The organism is Streptomyces sp. NBC_00859, from assembly GCF_045161865.1.
In the GTDB taxonomy this organism is placed as follows: domain Bacteria; phylum Actinomycetota; class Actinomycetes; order Streptomycetales; family Streptomycetaceae; genus Streptomyces.
In genome coordinates, this window is the sequence record NZ_CP108826.1 from 5,820,675 (window position 1) to 5,847,387 (window position 26,713).

The following is a 26,713-nucleotide window of genomic DNA, read 5'->3' on the forward strand; positions in this document are numbered from 1 at the left end:
GGCGCTGCCCCGCAGACCGTACGGAGACCTGTAAGGAGAGCTCGTCCATGTCCTTGCCACTTGATGGCCTGTCCGCGATCGTCACTGGGGCCGGCCGCGGCCTCGGCCGGGCCGAGGCCCTCGAACTCGCCCGGCTCGGTGCGAGTGTCGTCGTCAACGACTTCGGCCGTCCCGGCCGCGACGGCTCCGGTGAGGCGTCCGCCGCACCCGCCGACGAGGTCGTCACCGAGATCCGCGCGGCCGGCGGACACGCGGTCGCCCACTTCGGTGATGTCGCGGACCACGAACAGGCCCGCTCACTCGTCCGGTTGGCCGTCGACACCTACGGAAAGCTCGACATCCTGGTCAACAACGCGGGCATCCTGCGGGACCGGATGGTCTTCTCGATGAGTGAGCACGAGTGGGACTCGGTGATCCGGGTCCACCTCAAGGGGCACTTCAACACCACCCACTTCGCTTCGGTGCACTGGCGCGAGCGGTCGAAGGCGGCCGGCGGACCGGTGTACGGGCGGATCGTCAACACCTCGTCGGAAGCGTTCCTCGCGGGCTCGGCGGGACAGCCGAACTACGCGGCGGCCAAGGGTGGCATCGTGGGGCTCACCACGTCGACTGCGCTGGCCCTCGCCAAGTACGGCGTCACGGCCAATGTGATCTGCCCGCGCGCCAGGACCCGCATGACCGAGGACGTGTTCGCGGGCTTCGGCGAGCCGGAAGCGGGGGAGCTGGACCCACTGGCACCCGAACACGTCTCGCCGCTCGTCGGCTATCTCGCGTCCCCGGCGGCCGCCAGGGTCAACGGTCAGCTGCTGGTGGTGCACGGTGGCATGGTCGCCGTGGTGGAGCGCCCCAGGGTCGCGGCGAAGTTCGACACGGCGAAGACGGTGTTCTCGTACGAGGAGCTGGACGAGGTGATCTCGCCGTACTACGCGGACCGGCCTGCGAACGAGACCTTCGCTGCGGCAGAGGTCCTGGGGCTCAAGCACGGCTGACCGCGGGGCAAGGCGTCCTTGCGCCACGCCCGCCCGGGTCGCTCCTGGTTGCAAGGCCCCCAAGGCCCAGGGACCGCCTGACGGACCGGACAGTGGAAGGGCCGGCCCCGCGTGAGCGGGAACCGGCCCTTCCGGCGGTGCCTACGGCGCCGCTGTGTGCTGTGCGGTCAGTCAGGCCGCGTTCCGGTGCTGCTCCGCCGCGCGGCGATGGCGGCCGTTTGTCTCCGCCTCGGACGCCTCGGTGGACGCGGCACCCCCTCGGTGCTTTCCGGAGCCTCCGGCTTCGCCCCGGTCGGCGGCCGCAGGCTGCGGGCGCGACTGGGCGGTGTCGGTCCTGGCTTCAGACATGATGGGAAATCTCCCCCGTCAAATCGCTTGATCACTACCTGTCATGACGTGCCGTGACGAGCCGTGACCACCCAGAAGTGATCACTGCTGCGTGTGCAGGCCCGCGATTCTAACCAGGCTGGGAGCGGCTCGTCAGAGGCGCCTGCTGCAACGGTACGGGCCGGCACACTTCAGGAGTCACCAGGGCCCCGCACGGTCCCTGACCAGCGGCTTCCGTTTGTGCGGGTTCTGTGATCACGTCTCCCGAAGGCGTCATCCGCGGGTCGAGCGGAAGCCCGCCGAGCGGCTCCAGGTCCACCACGCCGGCCGGCGCCGAACCGCCGGCCCGGGGCAGCCGCAGGACCCCCTCCGCGCTCCACAGTCCCGCGCCCGCCAACCACCCCTCGGGGGCGGCCAGTTGCAGCAGTCTCCGGCTGGCGGGACGCCACACCCCGAGCCAGCTGCCCGATGCGCCGGCCGGGTGCTCCGCGCTCCTGATCCGCAGCGCGACCCCGCAGCTCTCCGGCATGAGCACCTGGCCCGGCTGTACGGCGAAGGGCGTCACCACCGCGTCCTCCAGCCGCAGGCACTCCGGGAACCGGATGGGCCGCCGGCTCCCCAGCACCCCCCAGCCCAGCCGCTCCTGCCCCGGCGCGTCCGACCGTACGAGCAGCAGACCGCTGTCCGGGTCGGCGAGAAGCAGCCGGTCGTCGCTGCCGTCGGCGATCTGGAGCAGCGGAGTGACCTCGCCGCCCCGCTCCAGGTCGACCGCGACCGTCTTGGTGACCCCGTCCGCCTCCCGGTCCAGTGCCAGCATCCGCCCCGACCGGTCCAGCCACACCCCGCCGGTGCAGCGCCCCGGCACATCGGCGACGTACTCGGGCCCGAAGGAGCCCCCCGCCACCAGCCAGACCGCGGTCGTGCGGGCGCCGGGGGCCAGTGCGTACGCGCGGCTCCCGCCCGGTGCCGGCGGCAGCAGCGTCAGCCGCTCGCACTCGACGGCGCCGAGGGCCAGTTCCCCGGTGCCGGGTCCGGTCGGGTACAGCAGCGAGAACACGTGCCGGTCCTCCACGGAGCGCCGGATCAGCACCCGCCCGTCGGCCATCGGCAGTACGTCGGAGCCGGGTTCCTCGGGCTGATGGCCGGGCAGCTCCACCACATACGGCTCGGGGCCGTCCAGCGTCCAGCGCTCGGGGAACCAGGAGTCCCCGGAGCGGCGCGCCAGGCGTGCCGCGTAGGACCCGTCGCGGGCGATGGTGAAGCCGCCCTGTGAGAGCGTTCCGCCCTCTTCGGCGTGCTCCGCGGCGTGCTCCTCCTCCGCCGGGTCGTCCGGTGCGGTCTCCGTCGTGGTTTCCGTCGCGGTCTTCGTGGCCGGGGCCATCATGAATCGGTCACCTCCGGACACCGAAGCTAGTTTTCGTACGTCCTGCCGAGCCGGTCGAGGCCCGTCGCTTCATTCGTAAGGGTGGCTGTCCCGGGGTTCGCCTGAGGGGGAGGGGGCGGGTGTGCTCGCCGTAACGGGTGATGGTTAAGGTAAGGCACACCTAAGTGGTCCCTGTCAGGAGCTCCGCCATGTCCGTACGTCGCCGCAGCGCCGCTGCCGCCGCCCTCGCGCTCACCGGCGCCCTCGCCCTCACCGCCTGTGGAAGCAGCGGTGACGGCGGACCGGGCTCGGGCAAGGACGGCTCGGCGGCGAAGAAGGACGTCGCCACCGGAGGCAAGGACTTCGGTGACGCTGCGAAGAAGACCGCAGCGCTCGGCACGGACGCGAAGCCCGGCCGGTTCCCGCGCACCGTCACCCAGGCCATGGGCAAGACCGTGATCAAGGCGAAGCCGAAGCGCGTCGTGGTGCTCGACGTCGGCGAGCTGGACAACGTCGTCTCGCTCGGCATCAAGCCGGTCGGCTACGCGCCCACCGAGGGCAGCGAGGGCATCCCCGGCTACCTGAAGAAGAACGCGGGCAACCCGAAGAACGTCGGCACCATCAACAGCCTGAACCTGGAGGCCATCGCCAACCTCCACCCGGACCTGATCCTCGGCAGCCAGCTGCGCGCGGCGGACAAGTACGACCAGCTCAAGAAGATCGCCCCGACCGTCTTCTCCATCCGCCCCGGTTTCACCTGGAAGCAGAACTATCTGCTGAACGCCGCGGCGCTGGACCGGACCGACCGGGCCGAGGCCGAGCTCGGCGCGTACGAGAAGCGCGCGCGGAAGCTGGGCTCCGACGTCGGCGCCCACAAGCCGGTCATCTCGATGGTCCGCTACATGCCGGACCGGATCCGGCTGTACGCCGAGGACTCCTTCATCGGCACGATCCTCAAGGACGCCGGGCTGCCGCGGCCCAGGAGCCAGCAGGTCGAGGACCTCGCGGTGGAGGTCAGCCCCGAGAAGATCGACTCGGCCGACGCGGACTGGATCTTCACCGGCGTGTACGGCGACCCCAAGGCCACCAAGCGCGACACCGTCCAGGCCAACCCGCTCTGGAAGAACCTCAGGGCGGTCAAGGACGGGCAGGCGAAGAACGTCCCGGACGAGACCTGGTACCTCGGTCTCGGTGTGACCGCGGCCAACAGGGTCCTCGACGACCTCCAGGGCTACCTCGTCAAGTAGGTCAGCAGGTCCCCCGGGACCGACCGGCAGCCGGGGTACGGAGCGCGGGTAACCTGTAACCGTGCCCCGTCTGTCTGAAGTCCTCTCCGCCCTCGACGCCCTGTGGCCGCCCGAGCGCGCCGAATCCTGGGACGCCGTCGGCACGGTCTGCGGCGACCCCGGTGACACCGTCGACCGTGTCCTGTTCGCCGTCGACCCCGTACAGGAGATCGCCGACGAGGCCGTGAGGCTCGGCGCCCAGCTGATCGTGACGCACCACCCGCTGTACCTGCGCGGTACGACGACGGTCGCCGCCGGCACCTTCAAGGGCCGGGTCGTCCACACCCTGATCAGGCACGGCATTGCCCTGCACGTCGCGCACACCAACGCCGACACCGCCGACCCCGGTGTCTCCGACGCGCTCGCGGGCGCGCTGGACCTGCGGGTCGTGGGCCCGCTCGTGCCCGACCCCACCGATCCGCTCGGCCGCCGCGGTCTCGGCCGGATCTGTGAGCTGGACCACCCGCTGCCGCTGCGGGAGTTCGCCGCGCTGGCCGCGGCCCGGCTCCCCGCCACCGCGCAGGGCGTCCGCGCCGCGGGCGACCCCGACAGCCTCGTGCACACCGTCGCGGTGAGCGGCGGCTCCGGCGACAGCCTCTTCGACCAGGTACGCGCTGCCGGAGTCGACGCCTTCCTCACCGCGGACCTGCGCCACCACCCGGTGTCGGAGGCCGTGCAGCAGTCGCCGCTCGGGCTGCTCGACGCGGCGCACTGGGCCACCGAGTGGCCCTGGTGCACCCAGGCCGCCGCCCAGCTCGACGAGATTTCCGACCGCAACGGATGGGGTCTGCGCACCCACGTGTCCCGTACGGTCACAGACCCCTGGACCGCCCACGCGGCGTCCACCGCAACCGATCATTCTGGAGCCCCCAACTGAACGCCGCGCACGCCGACCAGATCCGACTCCTCGACGTCCAGTCCCTCGACGTACGCCTGTCGCAGCTCGCGCACAAGCGCAAGTCGCTGCCGGAGCACGCCGAGATCGACTCCCTGACCAAGGACCTCACCCAGCTCCGTGACCTGCGCGTCGCCGTGCAGACCGAGGAGAGCGACACCGCCCGCGAGCAGACCAAGGCCGAGCAGGACGTCGACCAGGTCCGCCAGCGCTCGCTCCGCGACCAGCAGCGTCTCGACTCCGGTGCGGTCAGCTCGCCCAAGGACCTGGAGAACCTCCAGCGCGAGATCACCTCACTGGCCAAGCGCCAGGGTGACCTGGAGGACGTGGTCCTGGAGGTCATGGAGCGCCGCGAGTCCGCCCAGGAGCGGGCCACCGAGCTCACCGAGCGCGTCGCGTCCGTCGAGACCAAGGCGGCCGACGCCACCGAGCGCCGGGACGTGGCCGCCACCGAGATCGACCGGGAGGTCGCCTCGCTCTCCAAGGAGCGCGAGATCGTGGCCGGTTCGGTCCCCGCCGACCTGATGAAGCTCTACGAGAAGCTGCGGGAGCAGCAGGGCGGCGTCGGAGCCGCCTTGCTCTACCAGCGCCGCTGCGAGGGCTGCCGCCTCGAGCTCAACATCACCGAGGTGAACGAGGTCAAGGCCGCGTCCCCCGACACGGTGCTGCGGTGCGAGAACTGCCGCCGCATCCTGGTGCGTACGGCCGACTCGGGTATCTGATGCGGGAGTTCGTCGTCGAGGCGGACGGCGGCTCCCGGGGCAATCCGGGGCCGGCGGGCTACGGCGCTGTCGTACTCGACCCGGCCACCGGGGAGACCCTCGCCGAGGCCGCGGAGTACCTCGGCGTCGCCACGAACAACGTGGCCGAGTACCGGGGCCTGATCGCCGGCCTGCGCGCAGCCGCCGCGCTGGACCCGTCGGCCCGGGTCCGGGTGCGGATGGACTCCAAGCTCGTCGTCGAGCAGATGTCGGGGCGCTGGCAGATCAAGCACCCCGACATGAAACCGCTGGCCGCCGAGGCGGCCACGGTGCTGCCCCGGGAGCAGGTGACGTACGAGTGGATCCCCCGCGCGCAGAACAAGCACGCGGACAGGCTCGCCAACGAGGCGATGGACGCGGGCCGGGACGGCAGGCAGTGGGAGGCGTCCGGCTCGACGGCGGAACTCGCCGGCCGCGAGGGGTCCGCGGCGGCCGCCGGGCGGACGCCCGCCGGAACCGGCGCGGCGCCCTCCGTCGGCTGGGCGGCCCCCGCCGACCTGGGCGCCCCCGCGACCTTCGTCCTGCTGCGCCACGGCGAGACGCTGCTCACGCCGCAGAAGCGGTTCTCCGGCAGCGGGGGTACGGATCCCGAGCTGTCCGCCGTCGGCCGCGGGCAGGCGGCCGACGCCGCCACCGCCTTCGCGGCCCGCTCCACGATCGGGGCGGTCGTCTCCTCGCCCCTGCGCCGCTGCCGCGAGACAGCCCGGACGGTCGCCGACCGGCTGGGCCTTGAGGTACGGATCGAAGACGGCCTGCGCGAGACGGACTTCGGGGCCTGGGAGGGGCTGACCTTCGGCGAGGTGCGCGAACAGTACCCGGCCGATCTGGACGCCTGGCTGGCCTCACCGGAGGCGGCGCCGACGGGCGGCGGCGAGAGCTTCGCGACGGTGACCCGCCGGGTCGCCGCGGCACGCGACCGCCTGATCGAAGGCCACCGCGGCACCACAGTTCTGGTGGTCACGCACGTCACACCGATCAAGACGCTGGTACGGCTCGCGCTGGGCGCACCTCCGGAGTCCCTTTTCAGGATGGAACTCTCGGCGGCATCGGTGTCGACGGTCGCCTACTACGCGGACGGCAACGCGTCGGTACGGCTGCTGAACGACACCTCGCACCTGCGCTGAGCCACTGGCGGGCCGGGGGACGGCCGTGCGGGACCGGCCCCCGGCGGTTCAGCCGCGCAGTGCCGCGGCGCCCCGGGCCAGCTGCTCCACCCGGTCCCAGTCCCGCGCGGCCAGCGCATCGGCCGGCAGCATCCAGGTGCCGCCCACGCACGCCACGTTCGGCAGTGCCAGGTACGAGGGCGCCGACGCCAGTGAGATGCCGCCGGTGGGGCAGAACCGCGCCTGCGGGAGGGGCCCGCCGAGGGACTTCAGATAGGCCGTGCCACCCGCGGCCTCCGCGGGGAAGAACTTCATCCCGGTGATCCCGCGCTCCAGGAGCTCCACGACCTCCGACGTCGTGGACACCCCCGGCAGGAACGGCACGCCGGATTCGGTCATCGCACCGAGCAGCCGGTCCGACCAGCCGGGGCTGACCAGGAACCTGGACCCCGCGGACACGGCCTGCGCGACGCCGTCGGGGGAGATCACGGTGCCGGCACCGACCACGGCCTCCGGTACTTCGGCGGCGATGGCACGGATCGCGTCCAGCGCTGCGGGTGTCCGCAACGTCACCTCGATCGCGGGCAGCCCGCCCGAGACCAGGGCCCGCGCCAGCGGTACGGCATCGGCGGCATCGTCGATGACGACAACAGGGACGACAGGGGCAAGGTCAAGCACGGAAGTCATACCGGCATCCTGCCCCGTCGCACACGCCCTGCGCAACGCGCGTTGCACACCGCGCAACGGGCAGCCGGGCCGGTCAGTGAATCTCGTCCACCAGCACATCCAGCTGCAGGGGCTTCCCCGGCTTCACCGGACCGGGGATCTCCACCTCGTAACCCAGCTCCCGCAACGCCTCCACCAGCTCGTCGGGCCCGGCCGGAACGCCGCCCGTGAGCAGCAGATCCCGCACGATCCGCCCTTTCGTCGCTTTGTTGAAGTGGCTGACGACCTTCCGGGTCGGTGCGTGGAGCACGCGTACCGACGCCGTACGGTCGGCGACCTCGCCCTTCGGCTTCCAGGCCGCGGTGTAGGCGGCCGACCGGAGATCGAGTACCAGGCCCTCGCCCGCGGCCTCCGGCATGACGTCGGCCATCGGCCCGCGCCAGTAGGAGCCCAGTGCCCCGAGCCCCGGGAGCTTCACGCCCATCGAGCAGCGGTACGAGGGAATCCGGTCGGTGATCCGTACCGCGCCCCACAGCCCCGAGAAGACCAGCAGCGACGCCTCGGCCCGCCGCCGCGCCGCTGCGTCCAGCGAGGCGAGGTCCAGTGCGTCGTACAGCACCCCGGTGTAGATCTGCCCGGCGGGCCGGGCGCCCGTCGTCCGCAGCCCCGCGTTCTTGGCGACCTCGCCGCGCAGCCCCTCGCTCAGCCCGAGAACCTCGCGCGCCTTCTCCTCGTCGGCCGCGCACAGCTCGACGAGCTCGTCCAGTACCGCGGCCCGTGCGTCCGCCAGTCCGGGCAGCGAGAGGGACTCCGGCTTCAGCGGAGTACCGGAGCCGCTCGCGGCCTTTCCCTCGGACGGCGGCAAGAGCACGAGCACGGCGGGTCTCCTTCGTACGTACAACAGCGACTGCCAGGGTAATCGGGCCTCGCAGCCGAGCCGGGCCCCGGCTGCGGCGGCCCGCGGCGGCCCGCCGTCCGTCATTTCCGACGCCTCCGGGACCGGAACTCCCGGCAGCCCTCCGCCGGTGTCGACGTGTGCCACGATCGGGGGAAGATCTCCCATCTCACGGACGGTGGAGCAGCCGATGTCCCACTCTGGCGAGCGACCGAGGAAGGGGCGTGACATGACTGCCATGCCGCATGAACCGCTCACGCAGGCAGAGGTCCTGCTGGAGGGCTTCCTGGCGCTGGAGACGCCGGAGGGCTTCCGCGCGGAGCTGATCGAGGGGGAGATTGTCGTGACGCCGCCGCCGGACGGGGATCATGAGGACTACATCAACCTGGTGGTGAAGCAGGTGACCAGACGTTCGCGAACGGACATGGACTTCTCCGGGAACAAGGGTCTTAAGCTGAAGAGCGGCGGAGCCTGCCCCAAGAACCATGCCATCCCCGACGCCACGTTCGCCCCCACCGCTCAGCGGCTGTTCCGGGGAGCCGAGCCGTGGATGCCCTGCGACGGCGTGGCCCTGGTGGTCGAGGTCACCTCCAGCAAGCCGCGGGCCGACCGGGAGGGCAAGCGCCGCTGCTACGCACGCGGGGCCATCCCTATCCATCTTCTGGTCGACCGCGAGCAGTCCTCGGTGACGCTGTTCAGCGATCCGGAGGCCGACGACTACCGGCAGCTCCGCACCATCCCGTTCGGCAAGTCCCTGGCCCTCCCGGAGCCCTTCGGTTTCGAGCTGGAGACCGCCGACTTCGTCTGACGTCCTGGTCCGGGCGGCCCCTGCCCGGCGGGTAGCATGACCCACACGGCAGACGAGTCGGCCGGACGGCCGCGTGAGGATCTTCTGGACCCTCCCGAGGAACGTCCGGGCTCCACAGAGCAAGGTGGTGGCTAACGGCCACCCGGGGTGACCCGCGGGACAGTGCCACAGAAAACAGACCGCCGGGGTCCGCAAGGCCCCCGGTAAGGGTGAAACGGTGGTGTAAGAGACCACCAGCGCCTGAGGTGACTCAGGCGGCTAGGTAAACCCCACCTGGAGCAAGGTCAAGAGAGGCCGTCGCGAGACGGCTTTGCGCGGACGTCCGAGGGCTGCTCGCCCGAGTTCGCGGGTAGACCGCAGGAGGCCGGCAGCAATGCCGGTCGTAGATGGATGGCCGTCTCCCCGGCGACCGCGAGGTCTCCGGGCGACAGAACCCGGCGTACAGGCCGGCTCGTCTGCCCCTGAAGCCTCTGACCAGGTGTTTTTTTGGTTGGGCCCTATTGCTTGCCTTCTCACGGGGTTCCCTACAACCCGACACACGGGCAGAAACGGGTTCGTGTGGCTACGTACGTAGCCATGAAAGTAGCCATGAGAAGAGGGGTTGGGTCCGGGCGTAGGCAGGGCCTGATCGGGTCAACATGGCCGCTGTTCTGGGCCGCTGCTTCGAGGTCCACCATGTGGGTCGAAAGGCGGCTCGGCGGCTTCAGGCGTGAACCTCCCCGACAGCCCTGCTCGGCGGAATCCGTGAACGCGCTGGCGTACCGCGGGGATGGGCTTGGCGGAGCCGCGGGGCCGAGAACGCGAAGCGGGGCTGAGGCCGGTCATCGGCCTCAGCCCCGCTGAGAGACGGCAGGTCGTTGAGGGCTACGCCGCGTCGCGCACGATGGTCAACTTCGGTCGACGGTCAACTGCATACACAACTCTCGCTGTACCTCATTAGGTAAAACGGTGCCCGTCAGCCGATATCGAATTCAGTTCCCGTGCCGACGAAGGCTCCGGCTCCGTCAGACGCCGTTTTCCCATCGTGCGCGATGACATTGACACTTCCTTTCGCCTTGGCCACACTCAGGGCCGAAGTCAATGCGATCCGAAGGCGGATGTTCCTCGTCTTATTTGCCGGAAGAGGGAGGGTCGAGATAACTGGAATACTACTCACAGTCCTATCGGACCCTTCTCCCCACCCCGTTACGCTGGATTGCACATCCGTCCATTTTGTGCCATTCCGCCATTGTAGCCGGTAGACCGAATCCAGATCAGCTTCGCCCTTCGCGCACCGGGTAACATTACTACCGGTGCAGGTCTCATCCACGCGTACCGTTACAGCGGGATAAGAAATATCCGAAACATTCTTTAGAGAGAAATTGAGTTCAGTCCAAGCGTCTTTTTTTCGAACGCTAGTCGGAACCTTTCCTGTTTCGAATGAGGCAAACCTGATTGGGGAGGAAGCCTTCCCCTCCGCCAAGGATTTCCCGTTTTCCCTCAGTGTCGCCCGCGCCGATAGCGTTCCTGTCGAGACTTTCGGCGTGACGCGGAGCTGTTGTTTGCTAGTACCCGACGGAATAACGCTAGAATACGCACCCTCTATTTTGGTTCCCGGCGCATCAGCCTGCTGGGTCATTGGGATCTTAACCCACCTTTTACTGGTTGCCTCGTGCTGCTCTACGGAAATGTGTGGCTCATCGAACTGAAGCATGACTTTCACGTTCCGGGCCTTCCCGCGATTTTTAATCGTTAGGCTAACAATGCTTCGCGAGGCTCCGGGAACGACTGAAGGGAGAGACACAGCAACAGACACGCCACTGGGTGCGTCAGATTTCGTGGGGGTAGCCGGGGAACGACTGGCGTGGCTACGCGAAGAGGTTCCGCCGCCACTGCAAGCGCTTGCAAATATTGCCAGGACAGCGACGGCTGAGCCAAGCGCGAACCGCAAGTTTCCCATTCGGTCAACCCTCTCATTTATTGCGCATTAAGTAGATTCTCTATATCTGCCGCCAACGGGACGAATCGAGCCAGTAGGCGAACGGGAGTAAATCTCCAGAAAACCATAACCGTATCCCGCATTCATCGCGCGCGTGAAATTCGTGAATACATGAGGCGAGTCACGATATGTGTCCACATGTTGGCCGCGTGGTCGGGTGCTTGTCCGCCACCGCGCACCCCAAGCGTCAGTCCCCGCAGCTGCGGCGACACTCCCCGGCGTACAGGCCGGCTCGTCTGCCCCTGAAGCCTCTGACCCATATCCCCGGACCGGTGGACCCATGAGGCAGAGTAGGTGCATGGCTACGTACGGGACGATGCCGTTCCACCTAGAGACCGAGCGGCTGATACTGCGGCCGTGGGCCCAGTCGGACGCCGCTGAGTTCAGCGCCCTTCTCGGCGAACGCGGCAAGGGGACGCCCACGGTCGAGCACACCCGGGGGTCCATCGCGGAGCTGCTCGGCGCGACGGCGACGACCGGGTTCGCCCTGCTGCCCATCCAGCGCCGCGACGAAGGCGACTTCATCGGCTACTGCGGGTTGATCATCGGCCGCTCCACCGTGGAGGAGCCCGAAATCGCGTATGAGCTGTTCGAGCGTGTGCATGGGAACGGCTATGCCACCGAGGCGGCCGGTGCGGTGCTCGAAGCCGCTGCCGCGACCGGGCGCAAACGTCTCTGGTCGACCGTCGGCGCGTGGAACACGCCGTCGCTCCGGGTCCTGGAGAAGGTCGGGTTCGAGCGGGATCACGTTTCCACGGAGGACAGCGGCGAAGTGGTGTGGCTCACACGCTCATTGCCGTGACACGGGGGGCTGCCCCGCGGCCTGCCGTCCTTGTGCCCCGGTCCTTCACTTGTGCTTGAGGCGGCTCGCGCCGATGTCCGTCAGAGCCCCCACCAGCGCGGCGACCACGAAGGCGACCGACACGATCAGGCCGTGGTCGTACGCAGTCGGCCAGCCGTCCGCCACCTGGGCGAAGAAGACGGAGCCCACCGCCGCGATGCCGACGGCCGAGCCCACCCGCTGGCCGGTCTGGAGCGTGCCTCCCGCGCTGCCGCCCATCGCCACCGGTACCTCGGAGAGCGTCAGCGTCTGGTTGGGGGCGATCACCAGGCCGCTCCCCAGCCCCGCCAGCAGCAGCGGCGCTGCCATCGCCCAGCCCGCTCCGCGGCCGGGCACCATGTGCACCGCCAGGGCCGTGCCCCCCAGCCCGATCACCACCATGGTCAGCCCGGTGGCGATGAGGGGCCGGCCGAAACGGCTCACCAGCCGGCCCCCCAGGATCGCCGTGGCTCCCGAGCCGAGCGCGAAGGGGGTGATGGCCAGCCCGGCGAGCAGCGCGCTGTAGTGCAGTCCGCTCTGCAGGTAGAGCGTGCTGATGAAGAAGATGGACGTGAACCCGGCGAAGTACAGCAGGATCAGCAGACATCCCAGCCAGTACGAACGCACCCGGAAGAGCTCCAGATTCAGTACGGGCTGGATGCCACGCGAAGAGCAGCGGGACTCCCACCACGCGAAAGCGCCGAGCAGCAGCAGTGCGACCGGGAGCAGCAGCCACTTCTGCCATCCGTGCCACTGCTGGGCCTGTACGAACGGCAGCAGCAGCGCCAGTACGCCGGCGCCGAGCAGGAACACCCCGAGCGGGTCGAGGTCGCGCAGCCGCACATGGCCGGCTTCCGGGGTGTCGGGCAGAAGCCGTCGGGCCAGCGGGAGGCAGACCGCGCCCAGCGGAAGGTTGACGTAGAAGACCCATCGCCAGCCCTCGTCCGGGCCCGCCGCCTGGATCAGCAGACCGCCGAGGAGCGGTCCCACAGCTGTCGAAATACCCACCACCGTGCCGAACATCCCGAAGGCCCTGCCGCGCTCACGGCCCGAGAACATCTGCTGGATCAGTGCGGAGACCTGGGGTGAGATCAGGCCGCCGGCCAGGCCCTGCACCAGCCGTGCGACCACCAGCCACGTACTCGACTGCGCCGCGCCACAGGCCGCCGACGCGACGGTGAAGAGGGCGAGGCCCGCCATGAACACCGCCCGCCGGCCCCTCGCGTCGCCCAGCCGTCCTGCCGGGATGAGGAACAGGCCGAAAGAGAGCGCGTAACCGGACAGCACCCACTGCAGATCGGATTCCGGGGTGTGCAGGCCTTCGCGGATCGAGGGCAGGGCGACGTTGACGATGGATACATCCAGGAGCGTCATGAAGCCGGCGATCAGGCACACCCCGAGCGCCTTCCAGCGCCGCGGGTCGGGGTCCGCCGGGCTTCCGGATGTGCCGTGCTGTTCCGGACCTGAACCGCTCAGGGACTGCGAAGCCACAGCATTCAACCTTTCCTCGGTGGTCTCCCCTCCAGGCTGACGCCGAGAGCCGTCGCTCCCCGGCCGGAGGACCGGGCGCCGGGCCGGGCCGCAGGCCGGTCCGGCCCGGCTTCCATGATCTTGGCGCCTGTTCCGTCCTGCCACCCGCACGCCGGCTCACCGGCGTGGCCCCGCCCCCGGCGCCTCCTGTGCCCGCGTACGGGGTGCCGAAGCGCCGGCGGCGACCACGTCATGCGGGCAGGCCGTCCTTCGCCTGTGCTTCAGGGGCCGCATCGCTCACCGTGCCGCGCGACACCGCCGAGACGGCGAACATCACGAGAGTGTTGGCCACGAGCGCGATGACGCCGACGTTCAGGTCCTTGACGGCCTGTGGCAGCCCCGGAAGCAGGCTGCCGACGGTGGCGCCGGTGACGGTCACCGCGCCGACGATCAGGACACCCACGACGATGCCCGCGGCCGCGCCCTGTTTGCTGACCACCTTGCGCGGCGCCAGGCTGAGCAGCAGCGCCGGGAAGAGCTGGGTCACCAGGGAGTAGCCCATGAGCATCAGATTCACGATGCTGCTGCCGCCGTTGAAGGTGAAGAAGAGCGCGATCAGGGCCAGTACGGGCACCAGCAGCCTGGCCAGCCGGCCCACCGACTGATCCGTCGTGGCGGGCCGGGCGAGCTTGTAGACGTTCTTGGCCAGGCAGGTCGCCGAGGTCAGCAGGAGCAGGGACCCGGGGACGAGCGCGGTGAGCACACCGGCACCGCCGACGACCCCCACGAACCAGGGATCGAACGACTTGACCGTGATCCGCAGCAGCGACAGGTCGGCGTCGGCTCCCTTGAGGCCGGGAACGGCGATGAGCGCGGCGAAACCGGCCAGGAAGACGAAGAGCAGGACGAGTTGGTAGAGCGGCATGAAGATGGCGTTCCGGCGGAACACGCGCTCGTTCTGCGCGCTGTAGGAGGCGCTGAACGAGTGCGGCCACATGTAGAACCCCAGAGTGGACAGCAGGACCGTCGAGATGAACCAGGACGGACTGAGTCCGCTGTGCTGGAGGGTCAGGAACCCGGGCTTCGCCGAGTCGATGGTGTGGAACATGCGGCCCGCCCCGCCGGAGTAGTGCAACGGCAGATAGATGCCGAGGAACAGGACGACCGACAGGATCAGGACGTCCTTGAGGACCGCGGTCCAGGCCGAGCCGTGGATGCCGGAGATGGTCACGTACACGGTCAGGGCGACAGTGCCGATGATAACCGCGAGGGTCTTGGAGATATGACCGTACGAGGCCTCCGAGACGATGATGCCCATGCCGGTCAGCTGGAGGACCAGGTACGGGACCATCGCCACGACACCGACCAGGGCGACCAGCGCGCCGAGCAGGGGGCTGTCGAACTTCCTGGCGAAGAAGTCGGACTGCGAGACGAGCCGGTGCTCCTTGGCGTAGCGCCAGATCGTCGGGAGCAGCCAGTACGACATCACGTAGGCCAGTGCGGCGTAGCACAGGATGTAGAGGGCGGGGCCGCCCTTCCCGTACGCCCAGCCCGAGGCGCCGAGGAAGGTGAAGGTCGTGTAGATCTCGCCGGCGAGCAGCAGGAAGACGAAGGTCGTCCCGAAGCTGCGCCCGCCGACGGACCACTCTTCGAGATTCATGTCCTTGCCGCGGCGCGCCTGCAGGCCGAGGCAGATGGCGACCAGGAGGAAGCCGAGGATGACGACGAGTGCGGTCATGCCTGGTGCTCCTCGCGGTTGCGGGGGTCGAGCTTGTAGATCACGGCCATGACCACCGAGATCAGGGCCACCCACAGAACGATCCAGAACAGGATGAAAGGCATTCCGAGGACGTAGGGCGTGACGCGGTTGGCGAACCGGATTCCGCCGAGGATTCCGATGAACGGGACCGCCGCGAGCATGGGGAGAAGGATGCTGCCGGCCGGACGGGGCTTGCGCGCAGGGGGCATGTGTCGTCCCGGGGTAGTGGTGAGCGCTGTTATTCCACTATGCGGAATCGTGTTTCCGATTCGAGACTAGCGTCCGATGACGGAACACTGTCAACCCTCAGGCAGGGTGTCATGATCCCGACGGAAAATCCCGCATCCCGCATCCCGCATCGCGGCGGGAGCGGGTCGGCCGGGGGAGCCGACCCGTTCGGACCGCGGAGCCCGAACGGCTCCGGGCCCCGCCGGAGATGAGTCGGAGGGGCCCGTGACGCGTGGTGAGGTCCGGTGCGCGCCGCTGGGCGGGCTACGGATCAGGCGGCGAGGACGACATCGCTGTCCTTGCTGTTCAGCAGCAGCGAACTCACCCGCACCACTGCGTCCAGCAGGGCCTGGGTGCCGAGAACCAGCTGATTGTCGGGGGTGTGTTCCCGGTTGGAGTGGGAGAACCCTCCCGTGGAGGGGACGAACAGCATCGCCGTCGGCAGCCGGGTGCTGATGACGCTCGCGTCGTGACCCGCGTACGAAAGCAGCGGCTCGCACGCCGTCGTACGGCTCCGGCACACGTCGTCCACGGTGTCCACCAGCCGCTTGTCGAACCGTGCGGCGGGCTTCGCGGATGTGCGCTCCAGGGCCGCGGTGCAGGACTCCTCCACGGCGACCTGTGCGAGCCGGTCCCGGAGCTCCGCCTCGATGAGGTCGAGGATGCTCTCCTCGCCGGCCCGGATCTCGATCTCGGTCCGCGCCGTACCGGGCACCACGTTCGCCGCTCCGGGGCCGAACTCGATGACCCCGGCGTTGCCGATGGAGAACGGGTCCGCCTCGGTGCAGATGTCCCGCAGGGCCGCCGCCATACGGGAGGCGACGCGCCCCGCGTCGGACCGCAGATGGAACGGTGTGGTCCCCGCGTGGTTCTCCTGGCCGCGGGCGGTGAGGGTGTAGCGGCGCACGCCGACGATGCCGGTCACCGGGGACAGTTCGAGTCCGGACGCCTCCATCCGCGGGCCCTGTTCCACATGGAGTTCCAGATAGCCGATCAGTTCCTCGGCGTGCGGGTCCCGGGTGAGCGCGGTCGAGCCGACGAGCCCGCCGTTCGAGGCCGGTGTCACGCCCTCCTCGTCGAACCAGGCGACGGTCTCCACGTGGTCGGCCATGGGGTGGCCCGTCTCGTGCAGGGTGCGCAGTACCTCCATCGCCGCGATCACCCCGTACGCGCCGTCGAGATGACCGCCTCCCGGCACGGTGTCGGCGTGGGAGCCGATCAGCAGCCAGGGGCCGCCGCTGGTCTTCCTTCTGGCGAAGACATTGCCGGTGTCGTCGTAGTACGAGTGAAGCCCCTCCACCCGCATGGTCTTGTCGATCCAGTCACGTCCGGCCCAGTCGGCCTTGTTCCCGGCGATGCGGTGGATCGAGCCGTCGGGGCCGGCTCCGATCTGGGAGAGGTGGGTGAGGTCGGTGAGCAGCCGCTGGGCGTTGATGCCGGGTACAGGTGCGTTGTCCATGGTGCGTGATGTCCTTGCGGGTCTGGGAAGTCGGTTCGGGGCCGGTTCGGGAGCCGTTGCGCTGGTGTGTGTCCGACGGGTCGCGTGGTCGGCACGGTGCGGTGCGGCGCTCCTCAGTTCTTCTTGCCGGTTTTCTTGCCGGCGCCGAGCGCGATGCCGGTGATGATCAGCGCCATGCAGACGACCTGCATCCCGCTGGTGGCCTCCCCCAGGGCGAGGTAGGAGACGATCGCGACGAAGACGGGCTGGAGGTAGTAGATGATTCCGGCCCGCGCCGCACCGATCAGGTCGATTGCCTTGTTCCAGGTGAAGTACGCGACGGCCGAAGAGGCGACACCGATGTAGAGCAGCGCGCCGACCGTGCCGCCCGTCGGTGTGAAACCGCCCTGGACGACCAGGCTCACCACATAGACGGGGGCGAGGATCGCCGTACCCAGCACGAAGGTCGTGAACAGGAACGAGATGCCGGTGATCCCGTCGGGCCTGCGCCGCAGGAGAGCGGTGTACCCGGCGAAGGTGGCGGTCGCGGCAAGCATCCACAGGTCGCCGACGGCGAAGTCCATGTGCAGCAGGACCGAGAGCGAACCCTTGGACACCAGCGCGACGACACCGACGAGCGCCACCACCATGCCGACGGCACGCCGGCCCGTGACCTTCTCGCCACCGCGGCCGATCATTCCGAACAACACGATCAGCACGGGTGAGGCGGCGGCGATCAACGCGAGGTTCGTGGCGCTGGTGGACCGTCCTGCCTGGTAGATCAGGGTGTTGAACAAGGTGACGCCCAGCAGTGCGGCGGCGACGAGATAGCGCAAGTGGGTGCGGATCAGATGGCGTTGCTGCCACACGGCCTTCGCGGCGAAGGGCAGCACCGCCAGCATCGCGATGATCCACCGCCAGAACGCGGTCTGTACGGGGGCCACGTCCTCGTGCAGCGCGCGGGCGATGACGAAGTTCCCGGACCAGATGAGTGTGGCGACGGTCGCAAGGACCGGGCCGAGCCACACCATCGTGCGGGCCGCCCGCGTCCCGGCCGCCTCGGCCGGGACGGTCGCCCCGGGCGCCGGTGCGGTCCGGGCCTGCGCGGTCTCCGGGGGCGGTGCGGACTCCTCGGCCGGGACCGGCTCCACGGGCGTTTCCAACTGCTGCATCACAAATCTCTCTTTACGTGGTCTCTGTATTCGGATGGCGGGGCTTTCCCGGGTGCCCCCACGGGTCAGTCCCAGCCGATGCTGCTCTTGTTCTCCTGAGGAGTGGCGCTGTCCCAGCCGATGCCCGTGGCGCCGGCCGCTGCCACTGTGTGCGCGGCCCGGAGGTGACCGGGCGCGGTCCCCTGGTCCGCCGCCGCTCCACCGGTGAGTCCGGTGAGTCCGGTGAGTCCGGTGAGTCCGGTGAAGGCGAGAGCGGCGACAGCGGAAACGGCGGAAACAGTGGCAATGCGGCGTGTGGCGGACATAGTGGTACCCCAAGTCGAGAGCAGTGATCGTTCCGGGAAGTTCTCCCAGAGGGGCGCCGGTTGCGTCGTTTCCGGTCCGGCGCGCCGCCCTGGTGATGAACAGACTTCCCGATCCGCTCGGGCGGGGACAGGGGTTCCGGGTGGCAGCTACTGCACTCGGCACGCTCATGCCGTCATTGCCGCAGGTCACCGTCCGATGCGGGACACGGGTGGCAGAACCCGGCCAGGGCCGCGGGCCCGGCGCCGGACCGGCCGGCCCGCGAACTCGGCGCACACGGCCTACTGCTCCTCGTCGAGCCAGCCCCGCTGCACCGCCCGCGCACCCGCCTCGAAGCGTGAACGGGCGTCCAGACGGCTCATCAGGTCGGCCATCATGCGCCGCACGGTCCGCAGTCCGATGCCGAGCCGGCGGGCCGCGATCTCGTCGGTCAGCCCCTGCGAGAGCAGCCGCAGGAGCTGGGCTTCCTGCCCGGTGAGCCCCTCGTCGTTGAGCTCACGGTCGCGGTCGGTACCGAAGGGCGCGGCGCGCTGCCACACCGCGTCGAACAAGGACACCAGGGCCACGATCACCCCCGGACCGCCCAACTGGACAGCTCCGCGTCGGGTGTTGTCGGGATCGACCGGCAGCAGGGCGGCCCGGTCGTCGAAGAGCACCATACGGACCGGCAGGACCGGGGCGGTGCGGACCTGCCCGCCGAGCTGCGTCAGCCACTGCGCGTACGCGAGCGAGGCCGGGTCGTTGCGGACGCTGTCCTGGTAGACGGTGAGGAGCTCGACGCCTCTCTCCAGGGCGGACCGGTCCAGCGGTCTGCTCGCCTTCAGGCTCGCCGCCGACTGCGCGCCACCGGGCATGAACGAGATGACCCGTGAGGTGCAGGAGTGGGCGAGCTGTTCGAGACGGTCTTGGATGGCGTCGATGCCGACCAGCTGCTCCATGTCATGACGGGCCGCCCCGCGGTCGGCGTACTCCTCCAGCAGCCGCATGGCCGCGGCCTGGGTCTCGGCGAACTGCTGCTGTGTACGCAGCACTTGGCGCTCCTGCTCGGCGAGCAGGAGCGGAATACCCACAGCGGGGTTGATCGGGCGGAGCGAACCCTCGGTCAGGAGCGATGAACGCAGCAGATTCAGCTCGGCCAGCCGGTCGAGGGCGACGCGGACCTCGGTCTCGGGCAGCCCCAGATGTGCGGCGATCTCGGCGACGCCCCAGTCGGACCGGTCGAGCATGAGCCGGTAGACGGCCTCGGCACGCTCGTCGATGCCCAGCGCGGACAGCAAGACAAACCCCCTCGTACTGCACATAGTGGGATGTCCTGTCCGCCCCCGGAACACATTGATCTTCGCAGTTGCCTGCCGGGTCGGGCAACCTCTTGCCGCGAGCACTTCATGCCAGCTCCCACCCCTACCGACCCGCATCGCACGGCCGGAGGATCGCCGGAGCAGACCGATTTCACCTCCTCTCTGCTTCCTCATCCTTTGCATGTGCTTCTTGTTTCCTTCTCGTCCCCGATCGCCCATGCCCATGCTGCTCCCCTCCCGACGGAGGTCGGTCGATGCACATCGTCACAGTCACCCTCACACCCCACGGGAACCCGCCGCCGCGCACCGTGCTCTCGCCGGGCGACGTGGACCTCTTCTGGGTGTCCGCCCTCCCGGGGGACGGCCTGGAACATCTCCATCTGCACCCCGGAGCGGCCCGCGCCCACCTCACCTTCTTCATCAAGGCATCCGACGCGGGGGCGGCCACCGATGCCGCTCGGAACATCGCCCGGCGGGCGACCGAGACCTCGCCCGCTCTCCGGGGATGGCAGGCCGCACGGGTGTGAGACACAGCCGGACCGGGCTTGGGTACATCCGTACGATCCGCCCCCCGGCGCACACGGGCCCGGCTCCGGTTCGTACGATCCCTCAGTGACCAGCGACGCTTCGCCCTCCCGGCGCGCAGTGCTCGGCCTCGCCGCCGCTGCCGTGCCCGCCGCGCTCCTCGCCACCGGGGCCACCCCTGCCTCGGCCGCCACCACCGTGGGTGGTGAGCGGCTCGGCCTCGACGGCATACAGGTACGGCGAGCCGCCGGAGCGCCCCCGGTTCCGCATGCCGCGGCCCGGTCGTGGCTCGTCGCCGACTACGAGAGCGGGGACATCCTGGCGGCCTACCGGGCGCACCACCGGCTGCCGCCCGCCTCCACGCTGAAGATGCTCTTCGCGGACACCGTGCTCCCCAAGTTCGACAAGGCACGCAAGCACCGGGTCACCGCGGCCGATCTGGCGGGCATACCGGAGGGCAGCAGCCTGGTGGGCGTCGAGGCCGGAACCTCGTACACCGTCGACCAGCTGTGGCACGGGGTCTTCCTGCGCTCCGGCAACGACGCCGTCCATGTGCTGAGCGCCATGAACGGCGGTGTGGCCTCCACCGTGCGCGAGATGGCGGCCAAGGCCGTGGACCTGCAGGCCCTCGACACGCATGTGGTCAGCCCGGACGGATACGACCACGCCGGGCAGGTGTCATCGGCGTACGACCTGTCGCTATTCGCCCGGCACGGGCTGCGGAACACCGACTTCCGGGGCTACTGCGCCACCCGGACCGCGGAGTTCCCCGCGAGGGGCGGCAAGAAGTTCCAGATCCAGAACACCGACCGGCTGCTCGGTGTGTACCAGGGGATGATCGGCGTCAAGAACGGATACACCACGCACGCCGGGAACACCTTCACCGGCGCCGCCACCCGGGACGGCCGCACCCTGCTGGTCACCGTCATGCACCCGGTGAACGGGTACGACCTGGTGTACAAGGACACCTCGGCGCTCCTCGACTGGGGTTTCCGGGCCGCCGGCCGGGTGGCCCCGGTCGGGACCCTTGTCGCCCCGGTCAGTGAGGGCGGCCGCCCGTCGGCATCCGCGGCCGCCCCGGCGCCCGGCCCGAACGGGGCGCCGTCCGGCTCCGGTGGCTCCGGCGACTCCTCCTGGCCGCTGCTCGGCGCGGGCGGTGGGATGGCCGCGCTGCTCGCCGCCGGCGCGGTGACCCTGCGCAACCGCAAGCCTCGCCGCGTCCGCAAGCACTGACCTGGCCGCCGGGCGCCCCGTCAGCTGCTCTCCGGGATGCGGGCGCCGGTGCCGCTCACCCGTACCCGGGCGTCGTCCGCCCGCAGTGTGACGGTCAGTTCGCCGGGGCGGCCCATGTCCGCGCCCTGGCGGAGCGTGAGCACGGCGTCCGCCGCGACGATGCCCAGCTCGCGGGCGTACGCACCGAACGCGGCGGCGGCGGCTCCGGTCGCCGGGTCCTCGACCACCCCGCCCACCGGGAACGGATCCCGCACGTGGAAGACGGTCCCCGACTCTCGCCACACCAGCTGGAGGGTGGTCAGGTCCAGGGTGCGCATGAAGGCGGCCAGCCGGTCGAAGTCGTACGAGAGTTCCGCCAGCCTGGACCGGGCCGAGGCGGCCAGCACCAGGTGGCGCGCGCCCGCGTAGGCGATCCGGGGCGGGAAGGCCGGGTCGAGTTCGGACCGCTGCCAGCCGAGCGCCCGAAGCGCCTCGTCGATGTCGTCGTCACCCACATCGAGGACAGCGGGCTCGACGCTCGTCAGCGTCGCACGCAGCGCGCCGCCCTCCTCGGCCACCGTGACCGGCACGGTGCCCGCACGGGTGGCGAGGAGGAGATCACCGGGGCCGTGCCGTTCGGCGAACGCGATGGCGGTGGCGACCGTCGCGTGCCCGCAGAACGGGACCTCGGCCTGCGGGCTGAAGTACCGGACGGTGAACGCGCGCCCCGGCTCCCCGCCGAGCCCTTCCGGCGGCGCCGTCAGGAAGGCGGTCTCGCTGTAGCCGAGCTCCGCCGCGATCGCGAGCTGCGCCGCGTCGTCGAGACCGGTGGCGTCCAGAACGACCCCGGCGGGGTTGCCGCCTGCCGGGTCGGTGGAGAAGGCGGTGTAGCGGAGGATCTCGGGACGCGGGTGAGGGTGTGACGTCATGTCCGTCGCCAACCGCCGCGCCACCCCGCTCATTCCCGGCGGCCGTCGCCCTCGCGGGGGAGCTGCCCCGGCCGCCCCAGGGAGCGGTCCGCGACCCGCTCCAGATGTCCGGCGAAGACCCCGGCCGCGTCCGGGGTCAGCGTGCGCAGGGCCACCATCGCCGTCACGATCACGTCGCACAGCTCGGCCTCCACGTCCTGCCAGCTGTGCGACGCGCCCTTGCGGGGGTTCTGGCCGGTGGCGCCGATGAGCGCCTGGGCGACCTCGCCGACCTCCTCCGACAGCTTGAGGACCCGGAACAGGGCCTCCTCCCGAGGGGGAAGCGGCGCGGACTCGGCCAGCCAGGCGTGGAGTTGAGCGACGGTGGTCCAGGCTTGTTCGTCCATGCGCGGAACCCTGCCACGCCCCGGCCCCTGCCGGTGGACTCAGCCCCCGGCCCCTGCCGGTGGGCTCAGCCGGTCAGCTGGTGACGTACCCCTTGCCTGGGTGCGACCACGAGACGCTGTCCTTCTTCTTGCCCTTGGAGTCCGCCAGCGTCGCGGTGTCGCGGTCGTTGTTCCACACATACGCGCCGCGTCCCTGGTACTTGGACGCCGTCGTGTTCTTGCCCTTGCCGGTGTACACGGTGACCGACTGATTCCGCTTCAGCGTGACGCTGCCGAAGGTGTAGGTGTGCCGGCTCGCGTCGGTCACCTTCCAGCCCTTGATGCTGACGGTGCCCTTGCTCCGGTTCTGGAGCCGTACCCACTCGCCGTTGAGGCTCTTGGTGGTACGGGTGTCCTTGCCCGGCGAGTCGTACTGGACCTTGCTGATCTGCACGGGCGATGTGGCCGCCGAGGCGCTCGGCGCGGCAGCGAGCAGCGCTCCCGCGAGGGCGGCGACGATCAGTGCGGCGGGAGCCGTGGAACGTATGCGCAAGGTGCGCTCCTGGTGAGGGAAATGTGAAGAAAGCTTGAAGTAATGGAGTGTAAAGGGCGGGAGTGACGGCCGTGGCTCTTTCCGCCAACTCCCTCCGCCAACTCCCTCCGCCAACTCCCCTCGCCCTCAGCGGATCCCGCCGCCCGCACCTCACGCGCGCACCCGGCGGAGCCGCCGGTCAGCCGCGCCCCACGTACGGCATCGCCGTCGCCAGCACGGTCGCGAACTGCACGTTCGCCTCCAGCGGCAGCTCCGCCATGTGCAGCACCGTGCGTGCGACGTCCGCCGTGTCCATTACCGGTTCGGCCAGCAGCTCACCGTTCGCCTGCTTGATTCCGCTGCGCATCCGCTCGGTCATCTCGGTGGCCGCGTTGCCGATGTCGATCTGCCCGCAGGCGATGCGGTACGGACGTCCGTCCAGGGAAAGGGACTTGGTGAGACCTGTCAGGGCGTGCTTCGTGGCGGTGTACGCGATCGAGTCCGGGCGCGGGGCGTGCGCCGAGATGGAGCCGTTGTTGATGATCCGGCCGCCCTGGGGGTGCTGTTCCTTCATCAGGCGGAAGGCCGCCTGCGCGCACAGGAACGAACCCGTCAGATTGGTGTCGACGACCTGCCGCCACGCCTCGTAGGGGAGGTCCTCGACCGGTACCCCGCCGGGGCCCGACGTGCCCGCGTTGTTGAAGAGCAGACCCAGCCGCCCCCATCGTTCCCGCACCGCGCCGAAGAGCGCGCCCACCTCGTCCGGGGATGTGACGTCCGTCGGTACGGTGAAGGTCTCGCCGGTGGTGAGCGCCGCGGTCGCGGCCAGTTTGTCCGCACGGCGGCCGGCCAGCGCCACCGACCAGCCGGCCTCCGCCAGGGCGAGCGCGACGGCGCGGCCGATGCCGGAGCCCGCGCCGGTGACGACCGCTGTCTTCCGAGAAGTGTTCATGGTGGCGCAGATTACGACAGGGCCGGCCCGGCGGTGGCGACTGCCCGCCGGCGCGGTCGCACGCACCCGCGGGCAGCCCTGCCGCAGCTGCCGCTTCAGCCCGGTGCGACGTCCGCCGGGTACCGCACCCCGGTCAGCTCCCGTACCGCGTCGAGCGTCCGCATCACGGCGATGGTGCCCGCCAGCGGCACCAGCGGGGACTCGGTCTCACCCGCGCGCAGGGCGCGCATCACCTCGGCGGCCTCGTGCTGCATCCCGTGCAGCCCGCTTCCGTGCTGCCCTGCGGTGAATTCCTCCGGCTCCCGGCCGGTCCTGTGCAGGACGAACCGCTGCGGCTGGAAGAAGCCCCGCGGGATCTCGATGCGGCCCGCGGTCCCCGTCACGGCCGCGGTCCGGGGGGTGTCCGCCGTCACGGAGCAGCTCAGCAGCGCGGTCGCCCCGCTCTCCCAGCCGAGCAGTACCGAGGTGTCCAGGTCGACTCCCTCCGGCGAGAGCAGCGCGTCGGCCCGCACCCGGTCGGGCTCGCCGAGCAGCAGCTGCGCGAACGACACCGGATAGACACCGAGGTCCAGCAGCGCGCCGCCGCCCTGCGCCGGGTCGCGCAGCCGGTGGCCCGCGGCGAAGGGTCCCTCCAGGCCGAAGTCGGCCTGCACGGTGCGGATCTGGCCGACCGCCCCATCCCGTACGAGCTCCGTCAGGCGGCGGACCAGCGGGTCGCAGTACATCCACATCGCTTCCATCAGGAAGCTGCCGCCGGAGCGGGCGATACCGGCGAGTTCAGCGGCCTCCCGCGCGTTCAGCGTGAACGCCTTCTCGCACAGCACCGCACGCCCCGCCTCCAGGAAGAGCCCGGCCGCTGCCCGGTGCGCGGAGTGCGGGGTGGCCACGTACACCACGTCGATGTCCGGGTCGGCCGCCAGCTCGTCCCAGCTGCCGCAGGCGCGCGGGATGCCGAAGCGCCCGGCGAACGCCTTCGCGGACCCGAGTGTGCGGGACGCCACTGCGGCCACCTCGGCACCCGGAAGTCCTTGCAGGTCAGCGGTGAACGCGGCGGCTATACCACCCGTGCCGACCACGCCCCAGCGCACATTTCTTTCCATCCGCGCTCCCAGATTGTCCATACCACACCATGTGAGCTGAGAGCATAGGGGGCATGCCGAAGACCGCTGCCCCGGCGCACATACGCGCCGGGCTCCCCGCCCCTGCCCCCACCCGGACCACCGGAATCCTCGTCACCCTCGTCCTCGGCGGGCTCACCGCGCTGCCCGCGCTCTCGATGGACATGTATCTCCCCGCGCTGCCCGAGGTCACGGACGCGCTGCACTCGCCCGCCGCCACCGTCCAGCTCACGCTCACCGCCTGCCTGATCGGCATGGCGCTCGGCCAGCTCGTCGTCGGCCCGATGAGCGACAAGTGGGGGCGGAGGCGGCCGCTGCTCGCCGGCATGGTGGTGTACGTCGCGGCCACCGCGGTCTGCGCCCTCGCGTCCAGCGTCGAACTGCTCATCGCCTTCCGGCTCTTGCAGGGGCTCGCGGGCTCCGCCGGTATCGTCATCGCCCGCGCGGTGGTGCGTGATCTCTACGACGGCATGGAGATGGCGCGGTTCTTCTCCACCCTGATGCTGATCTCGGGGGTCGCCCCGATCGTCGCCCCGCTCATCGGCGGCCAGATCCTCCAGATCACCGACTGGCGTGGAGTCTTCGTCCTGCTCACCGTGGTCGGCACGCTGCTGACCCTCGTGGTGTGGAAGTGGCTGCACGAGACGCTGCCGCCCGAGCGGCGGCACACCGGAGGTGTCGGTCACGCGCTCCGGACGATGCGCTCGCTGCTCGCCGACCGGGTCTTCACCGGTTATCTGCTCGCGGGCGGTCTCGCCTTCGGGGCGCTCTTCGCCTATATCAGCGCGTCGCCGTTCGTCGTACAGGACATCTACGGCGCGTCGCCGCAGACGTTCAGCCTGCTCTTCGGGATCAACTCGGTCGGCCTCGTCGCGGTCGGCCAGATCAACGGCAAGCTGCTCGTCGGCCGGGTCAGCCTCGACAAGGCGCTCGGATTCGGGCTGACGGTCATCACGCTCGCCGCCACGGCGCTGCTGCTGATGACGGCCGGGGTCTTCGGCCACGTCGGCCTCTTCCCGATCGCCGCGGCGCTCTTCGTCCTGATGTCGGCGATGGGCCTCGCCATGCCGAACACCAACGCGCAGGCGCTGATGCGCACCCCGCACGCCGCGGGGTCGGCCTCGGCCCTGATCGGCTCCTCCACGTTCCTGCTCGGCGCGGTGGCGTCCCCGCTGGTCGGTATCGCGGGCGAGGCGACGGCCGCTCCGATGGCCGTGGTCCAGCTGGCGTGCGGGGTGGGCGCCATGACCTGCTTCCTGGTGCTGTGCCGGCCGTGGCAGCGCAGGGCGCACGCGGTTCCCGCCGGGCTGTAGGCGGCTCGGCGCGCGGGACCGGGGCCGCTTTCGGCCGTGGTCCGGTCCCGGCCGCCGTGTCCCAGGTCCCGGCCGCTGCGTTGCAGGTCATGACGGTGCGGGCACGCCTGTCGAACGGATGAACAAGGGCCACCCGTTCGGCCCCGTCCTGCGAAACCCTTCCCCACCCGATGCCGTTCTGCTGCCGCAGACAGCGGACGATCGAGGG

Annotated in this window: 27 protein-coding genes and 1 other RNA gene; 11 read left to right on the forward strand and 17 right to left on the reverse strand. The window is 70.1% G+C overall.

Annotation, left to right across the window (positions count from 1 at the left end; translation table 11 throughout):
• Positions 1–47 precede the first annotated feature (47 nt).
• A complete protein-coding gene (locus OG584_RS25495; RefSeq protein WP_405781194.1) occupies positions 48–989 on the forward strand; it encodes a 3-oxoacyl-ACP reductase in 942 nt (313 codons plus the stop codon).
• Positions 990–1,160: 171 nt separating this feature from the next.
• Here the strand turns inward: OG584_RS25495 and OG584_RS25500 are convergent, their stop codons facing one another.
• Entirely contained in the window at positions 1,161–1,337 is a 177-nt protein-coding gene (locus tag OG584_RS25500) for a hypothetical protein (protein ID WP_405781196.1), read from the reverse strand.
• 109 nt (positions 1,338–1,446) lie between these two features.
• Positions 1,447–2,700: a hypothetical protein gene (locus tag OG584_RS25505; protein WP_405781197.1), complete on the reverse strand. Its 1,254-nt coding sequence runs from the start codon at positions 2,698–2,700 to the stop codon at positions 1,447–1,449.
• 188 nt (positions 2,701–2,888) lie between these two features.
• Between OG584_RS25505 and OG584_RS25510 the strand changes: the two genes are divergently transcribed.
• From OG584_RS25510 to OG584_RS25525, 4 genes are all read left to right on the forward strand, one after another.
• A complete protein-coding gene (locus tag OG584_RS25510; protein ID WP_405781199.1) occupies positions 2,889–3,926 on the forward strand; it encodes an ABC transporter substrate-binding protein in 1,038 nt (345 codons plus the stop codon).
• Positions 3,927–3,987: 61 nt separating this feature from the next.
• A complete protein-coding gene (locus OG584_RS25515; RefSeq protein WP_405781200.1) occupies positions 3,988–4,842 on the forward strand; it encodes a Nif3-like dinuclear metal center hexameric protein in 855 nt (284 codons plus the stop codon).
• Positions 4,839–5,582, forward strand: a complete 744-nt coding sequence (locus OG584_RS25520; protein WP_405784283.1) for a zinc ribbon domain-containing protein — start codon at positions 4,839–4,841, stop codon at positions 5,580–5,582. Before OG584_RS25515 ends, OG584_RS25520 begins: the two co-directional genes overlap by 4 nt.
• Positions 5,582–6,745, forward strand: a complete 1,164-nt coding sequence (locus OG584_RS25525; protein WP_405784285.1) for a bifunctional RNase H/acid phosphatase — start codon at positions 5,582–5,584, stop codon at positions 6,743–6,745. The genes OG584_RS25520 and OG584_RS25525 overlap by 1 nt, the downstream gene beginning before the upstream one ends.
• Before the next feature lie 48 nt (positions 6,746–6,793).
• Here OG584_RS25525 and eda read toward each other — a convergent pair whose 3' ends face one another.
• Entirely contained in the window at positions 6,794–7,411 is a 618-nt protein-coding gene (gene eda, locus OG584_RS25530) for a bifunctional 4-hydroxy-2-oxoglutarate aldolase/2-dehydro-3-deoxy-phosphogluconate aldolase (protein WP_405781201.1), read from the reverse strand.
• 73 nt (positions 7,412–7,484) lie between these two features.
• On the reverse strand, positions 7,485–8,267 hold the full coding sequence (yaaA, locus tag OG584_RS25535) for a peroxide stress protein YaaA (protein WP_405781203.1): 783 nt from the start codon (positions 8,265–8,267) through the stop codon (positions 7,485–7,487).
• Between the two features lie 256 nt (positions 8,268–8,523).
• On the opposite strand from yaaA, the gene OG584_RS25540 reads away from it, so the two are divergent.
• Complete coding sequence (locus OG584_RS25540; RefSeq protein WP_405784287.1) at positions 8,524–9,093, forward strand: Uma2 family endonuclease; 570 nt, start codon at positions 8,524–8,526, stop codon at positions 9,091–9,093.
• Positions 9,094–9,146: 53 nt separating this feature from the next.
• Positions 9,147–9,551: RNase P RNA component class A (rnpB, locus tag OG584_RS25545), an RNA gene on the forward strand.
• 497 nt (positions 9,552–10,048) lie between these two features.
• Here rnpB and OG584_RS25550 read toward each other — a convergent pair.
• Positions 10,049–10,711: a hypothetical protein gene (locus tag OG584_RS25550; RefSeq protein ID WP_405781204.1), complete on the reverse strand. Its 663-nt coding sequence runs from the start codon at positions 10,709–10,711 to the stop codon at positions 10,049–10,051.
• A 658-nt stretch (positions 10,712–11,369) separates the two neighbouring features.
• Between OG584_RS25550 and OG584_RS25555 the strand changes: the two genes are divergently transcribed.
• Positions 11,370–11,873, forward strand: a complete 504-nt coding sequence (locus tag OG584_RS25555) for a GNAT family N-acetyltransferase (RefSeq protein ID WP_405781205.1) — start codon at positions 11,370–11,372, stop codon at positions 11,871–11,873.
• Between the two features lie 45 nt (positions 11,874–11,918).
• Here OG584_RS25555 and OG584_RS25560 read toward each other — a convergent pair whose 3' ends face one another.
• The 7 genes from OG584_RS25560 to OG584_RS25590 form a co-directional block, all read right to left on the reverse strand.
• Positions 11,919–13,367, reverse strand: coding sequence for an MFS transporter (locus OG584_RS25560; RefSeq protein ID WP_405784288.1), 1,449 nt, complete (start codon positions 13,365–13,367; stop codon positions 11,919–11,921).
• Positions 13,368–13,611: 244 nt separating this feature from the next.
• A complete protein-coding gene (locus OG584_RS25565) occupies positions 13,612–15,099 on the reverse strand; it encodes a sodium:solute symporter (RefSeq protein WP_405781207.1) in 1,488 nt (495 codons plus the stop codon).
• On the reverse strand, positions 15,096–15,281 hold the full coding sequence (locus OG584_RS25570; RefSeq protein ID WP_405781208.1) for a DUF3311 domain-containing protein: 186 nt from the start codon (positions 15,279–15,281) through the stop codon (positions 15,096–15,098). The genes OG584_RS25565 and OG584_RS25570 overlap by 4 nt, the downstream gene beginning before the upstream one ends.
• 338 nt (positions 15,282–15,619) lie before the next feature.
• Positions 15,620–16,807, reverse strand: a complete 1,188-nt coding sequence (locus OG584_RS25575; RefSeq protein ID WP_405781210.1) for a M20/M25/M40 family metallo-hydrolase — start codon at positions 16,805–16,807, stop codon at positions 15,620–15,622.
• A gap of 113 nt (positions 16,808–16,920) precedes the next feature.
• On the reverse strand, positions 16,921–17,958 hold the full coding sequence (locus OG584_RS25580; protein ID WP_405781211.1) for a DMT family transporter: 1,038 nt from the start codon (positions 17,956–17,958) through the stop codon (positions 16,921–16,923).
• Positions 17,959–18,023: 65 nt separating this feature from the next.
• Positions 18,024–18,263, reverse strand: coding sequence for a hypothetical protein (locus OG584_RS25585; protein WP_405781212.1), 240 nt, complete (start codon positions 18,261–18,263; stop codon positions 18,024–18,026).
• Positions 18,264–18,542: 279 nt separating this feature from the next.
• The gene (locus OG584_RS25590; protein WP_405781214.1) at positions 18,543–19,538 is read right to left on the reverse strand and encodes a LuxR C-terminal-related transcriptional regulator; all 996 of its coding nucleotides are present in this window, start codon (positions 19,536–19,538) and stop codon (positions 18,543–18,545) included.
• Between the two features lie 275 nt (positions 19,539–19,813).
• Between OG584_RS25590 and OG584_RS25595 the strand changes: the two genes are divergently transcribed.
• Positions 19,814–20,086, forward strand: a complete 273-nt coding sequence (locus tag OG584_RS25595; protein WP_405781216.1) for a hypothetical protein — start codon at positions 19,814–19,816, stop codon at positions 20,084–20,086.
• An 85-nt stretch (positions 20,087–20,171) separates the two neighbouring features.
• The gene (locus OG584_RS25600) at positions 20,172–21,317 is read left to right on the forward strand and encodes a D-alanyl-D-alanine carboxypeptidase family protein (protein WP_405781217.1); all 1,146 of its coding nucleotides are present in this window, start codon (positions 20,172–20,174) and stop codon (positions 21,315–21,317) included.
• Between the two features lie 20 nt (positions 21,318–21,337).
• On the opposite strand, the gene OG584_RS25605 is transcribed toward OG584_RS25600, so the two are convergent.
• The 5 genes from OG584_RS25605 to OG584_RS25625 all read right to left on the reverse strand — a co-directional run bounded on the left by OG584_RS25605 (position 21,338) and on the right by OG584_RS25625 (position 25,174).
• Complete coding sequence (locus OG584_RS25605) at positions 21,338–22,225, reverse strand: PhzF family phenazine biosynthesis protein (protein WP_405781218.1); 888 nt, start codon at positions 22,223–22,225, stop codon at positions 21,338–21,340.
• 29 nt (positions 22,226–22,254) lie between these two features.
• A complete protein-coding gene (locus OG584_RS25610) occupies positions 22,255–22,611 on the reverse strand; it encodes a MazG-like family protein (RefSeq protein WP_405781220.1) in 357 nt (118 codons plus the stop codon).
• A gap of 73 nt (positions 22,612–22,684) precedes the next feature.
• Positions 22,685–23,143 (reverse strand): lamin tail domain-containing protein, encoded by a 459-nt coding sequence (locus OG584_RS25615; protein WP_405781222.1) that lies wholly within the window; start codon positions 23,141–23,143, stop codon positions 22,685–22,687.
• A gap of 178 nt (positions 23,144–23,321) precedes the next feature.
• On the reverse strand, positions 23,322–24,074 hold the full coding sequence (locus tag OG584_RS25620) for an SDR family oxidoreductase (protein ID WP_405781224.1): 753 nt from the start codon (positions 24,072–24,074) through the stop codon (positions 23,322–23,324).
• Between the two features lie 95 nt (positions 24,075–24,169).
• Positions 24,170–25,174, reverse strand: a complete 1,005-nt coding sequence (locus OG584_RS25625; RefSeq protein ID WP_405781225.1) for a Gfo/Idh/MocA family protein — start codon at positions 25,172–25,174, stop codon at positions 24,170–24,172.
• 53 nt (positions 25,175–25,227) lie between these two features.
• Between OG584_RS25625 and OG584_RS25630 the strand changes: the two genes are divergently transcribed.
• Entirely contained in the window at positions 25,228–26,505 is a 1,278-nt protein-coding gene (locus OG584_RS25630; protein WP_405781226.1) for a multidrug effflux MFS transporter, read from the forward strand.
• Positions 26,506–26,713: the final 208 nt, after the last annotated feature.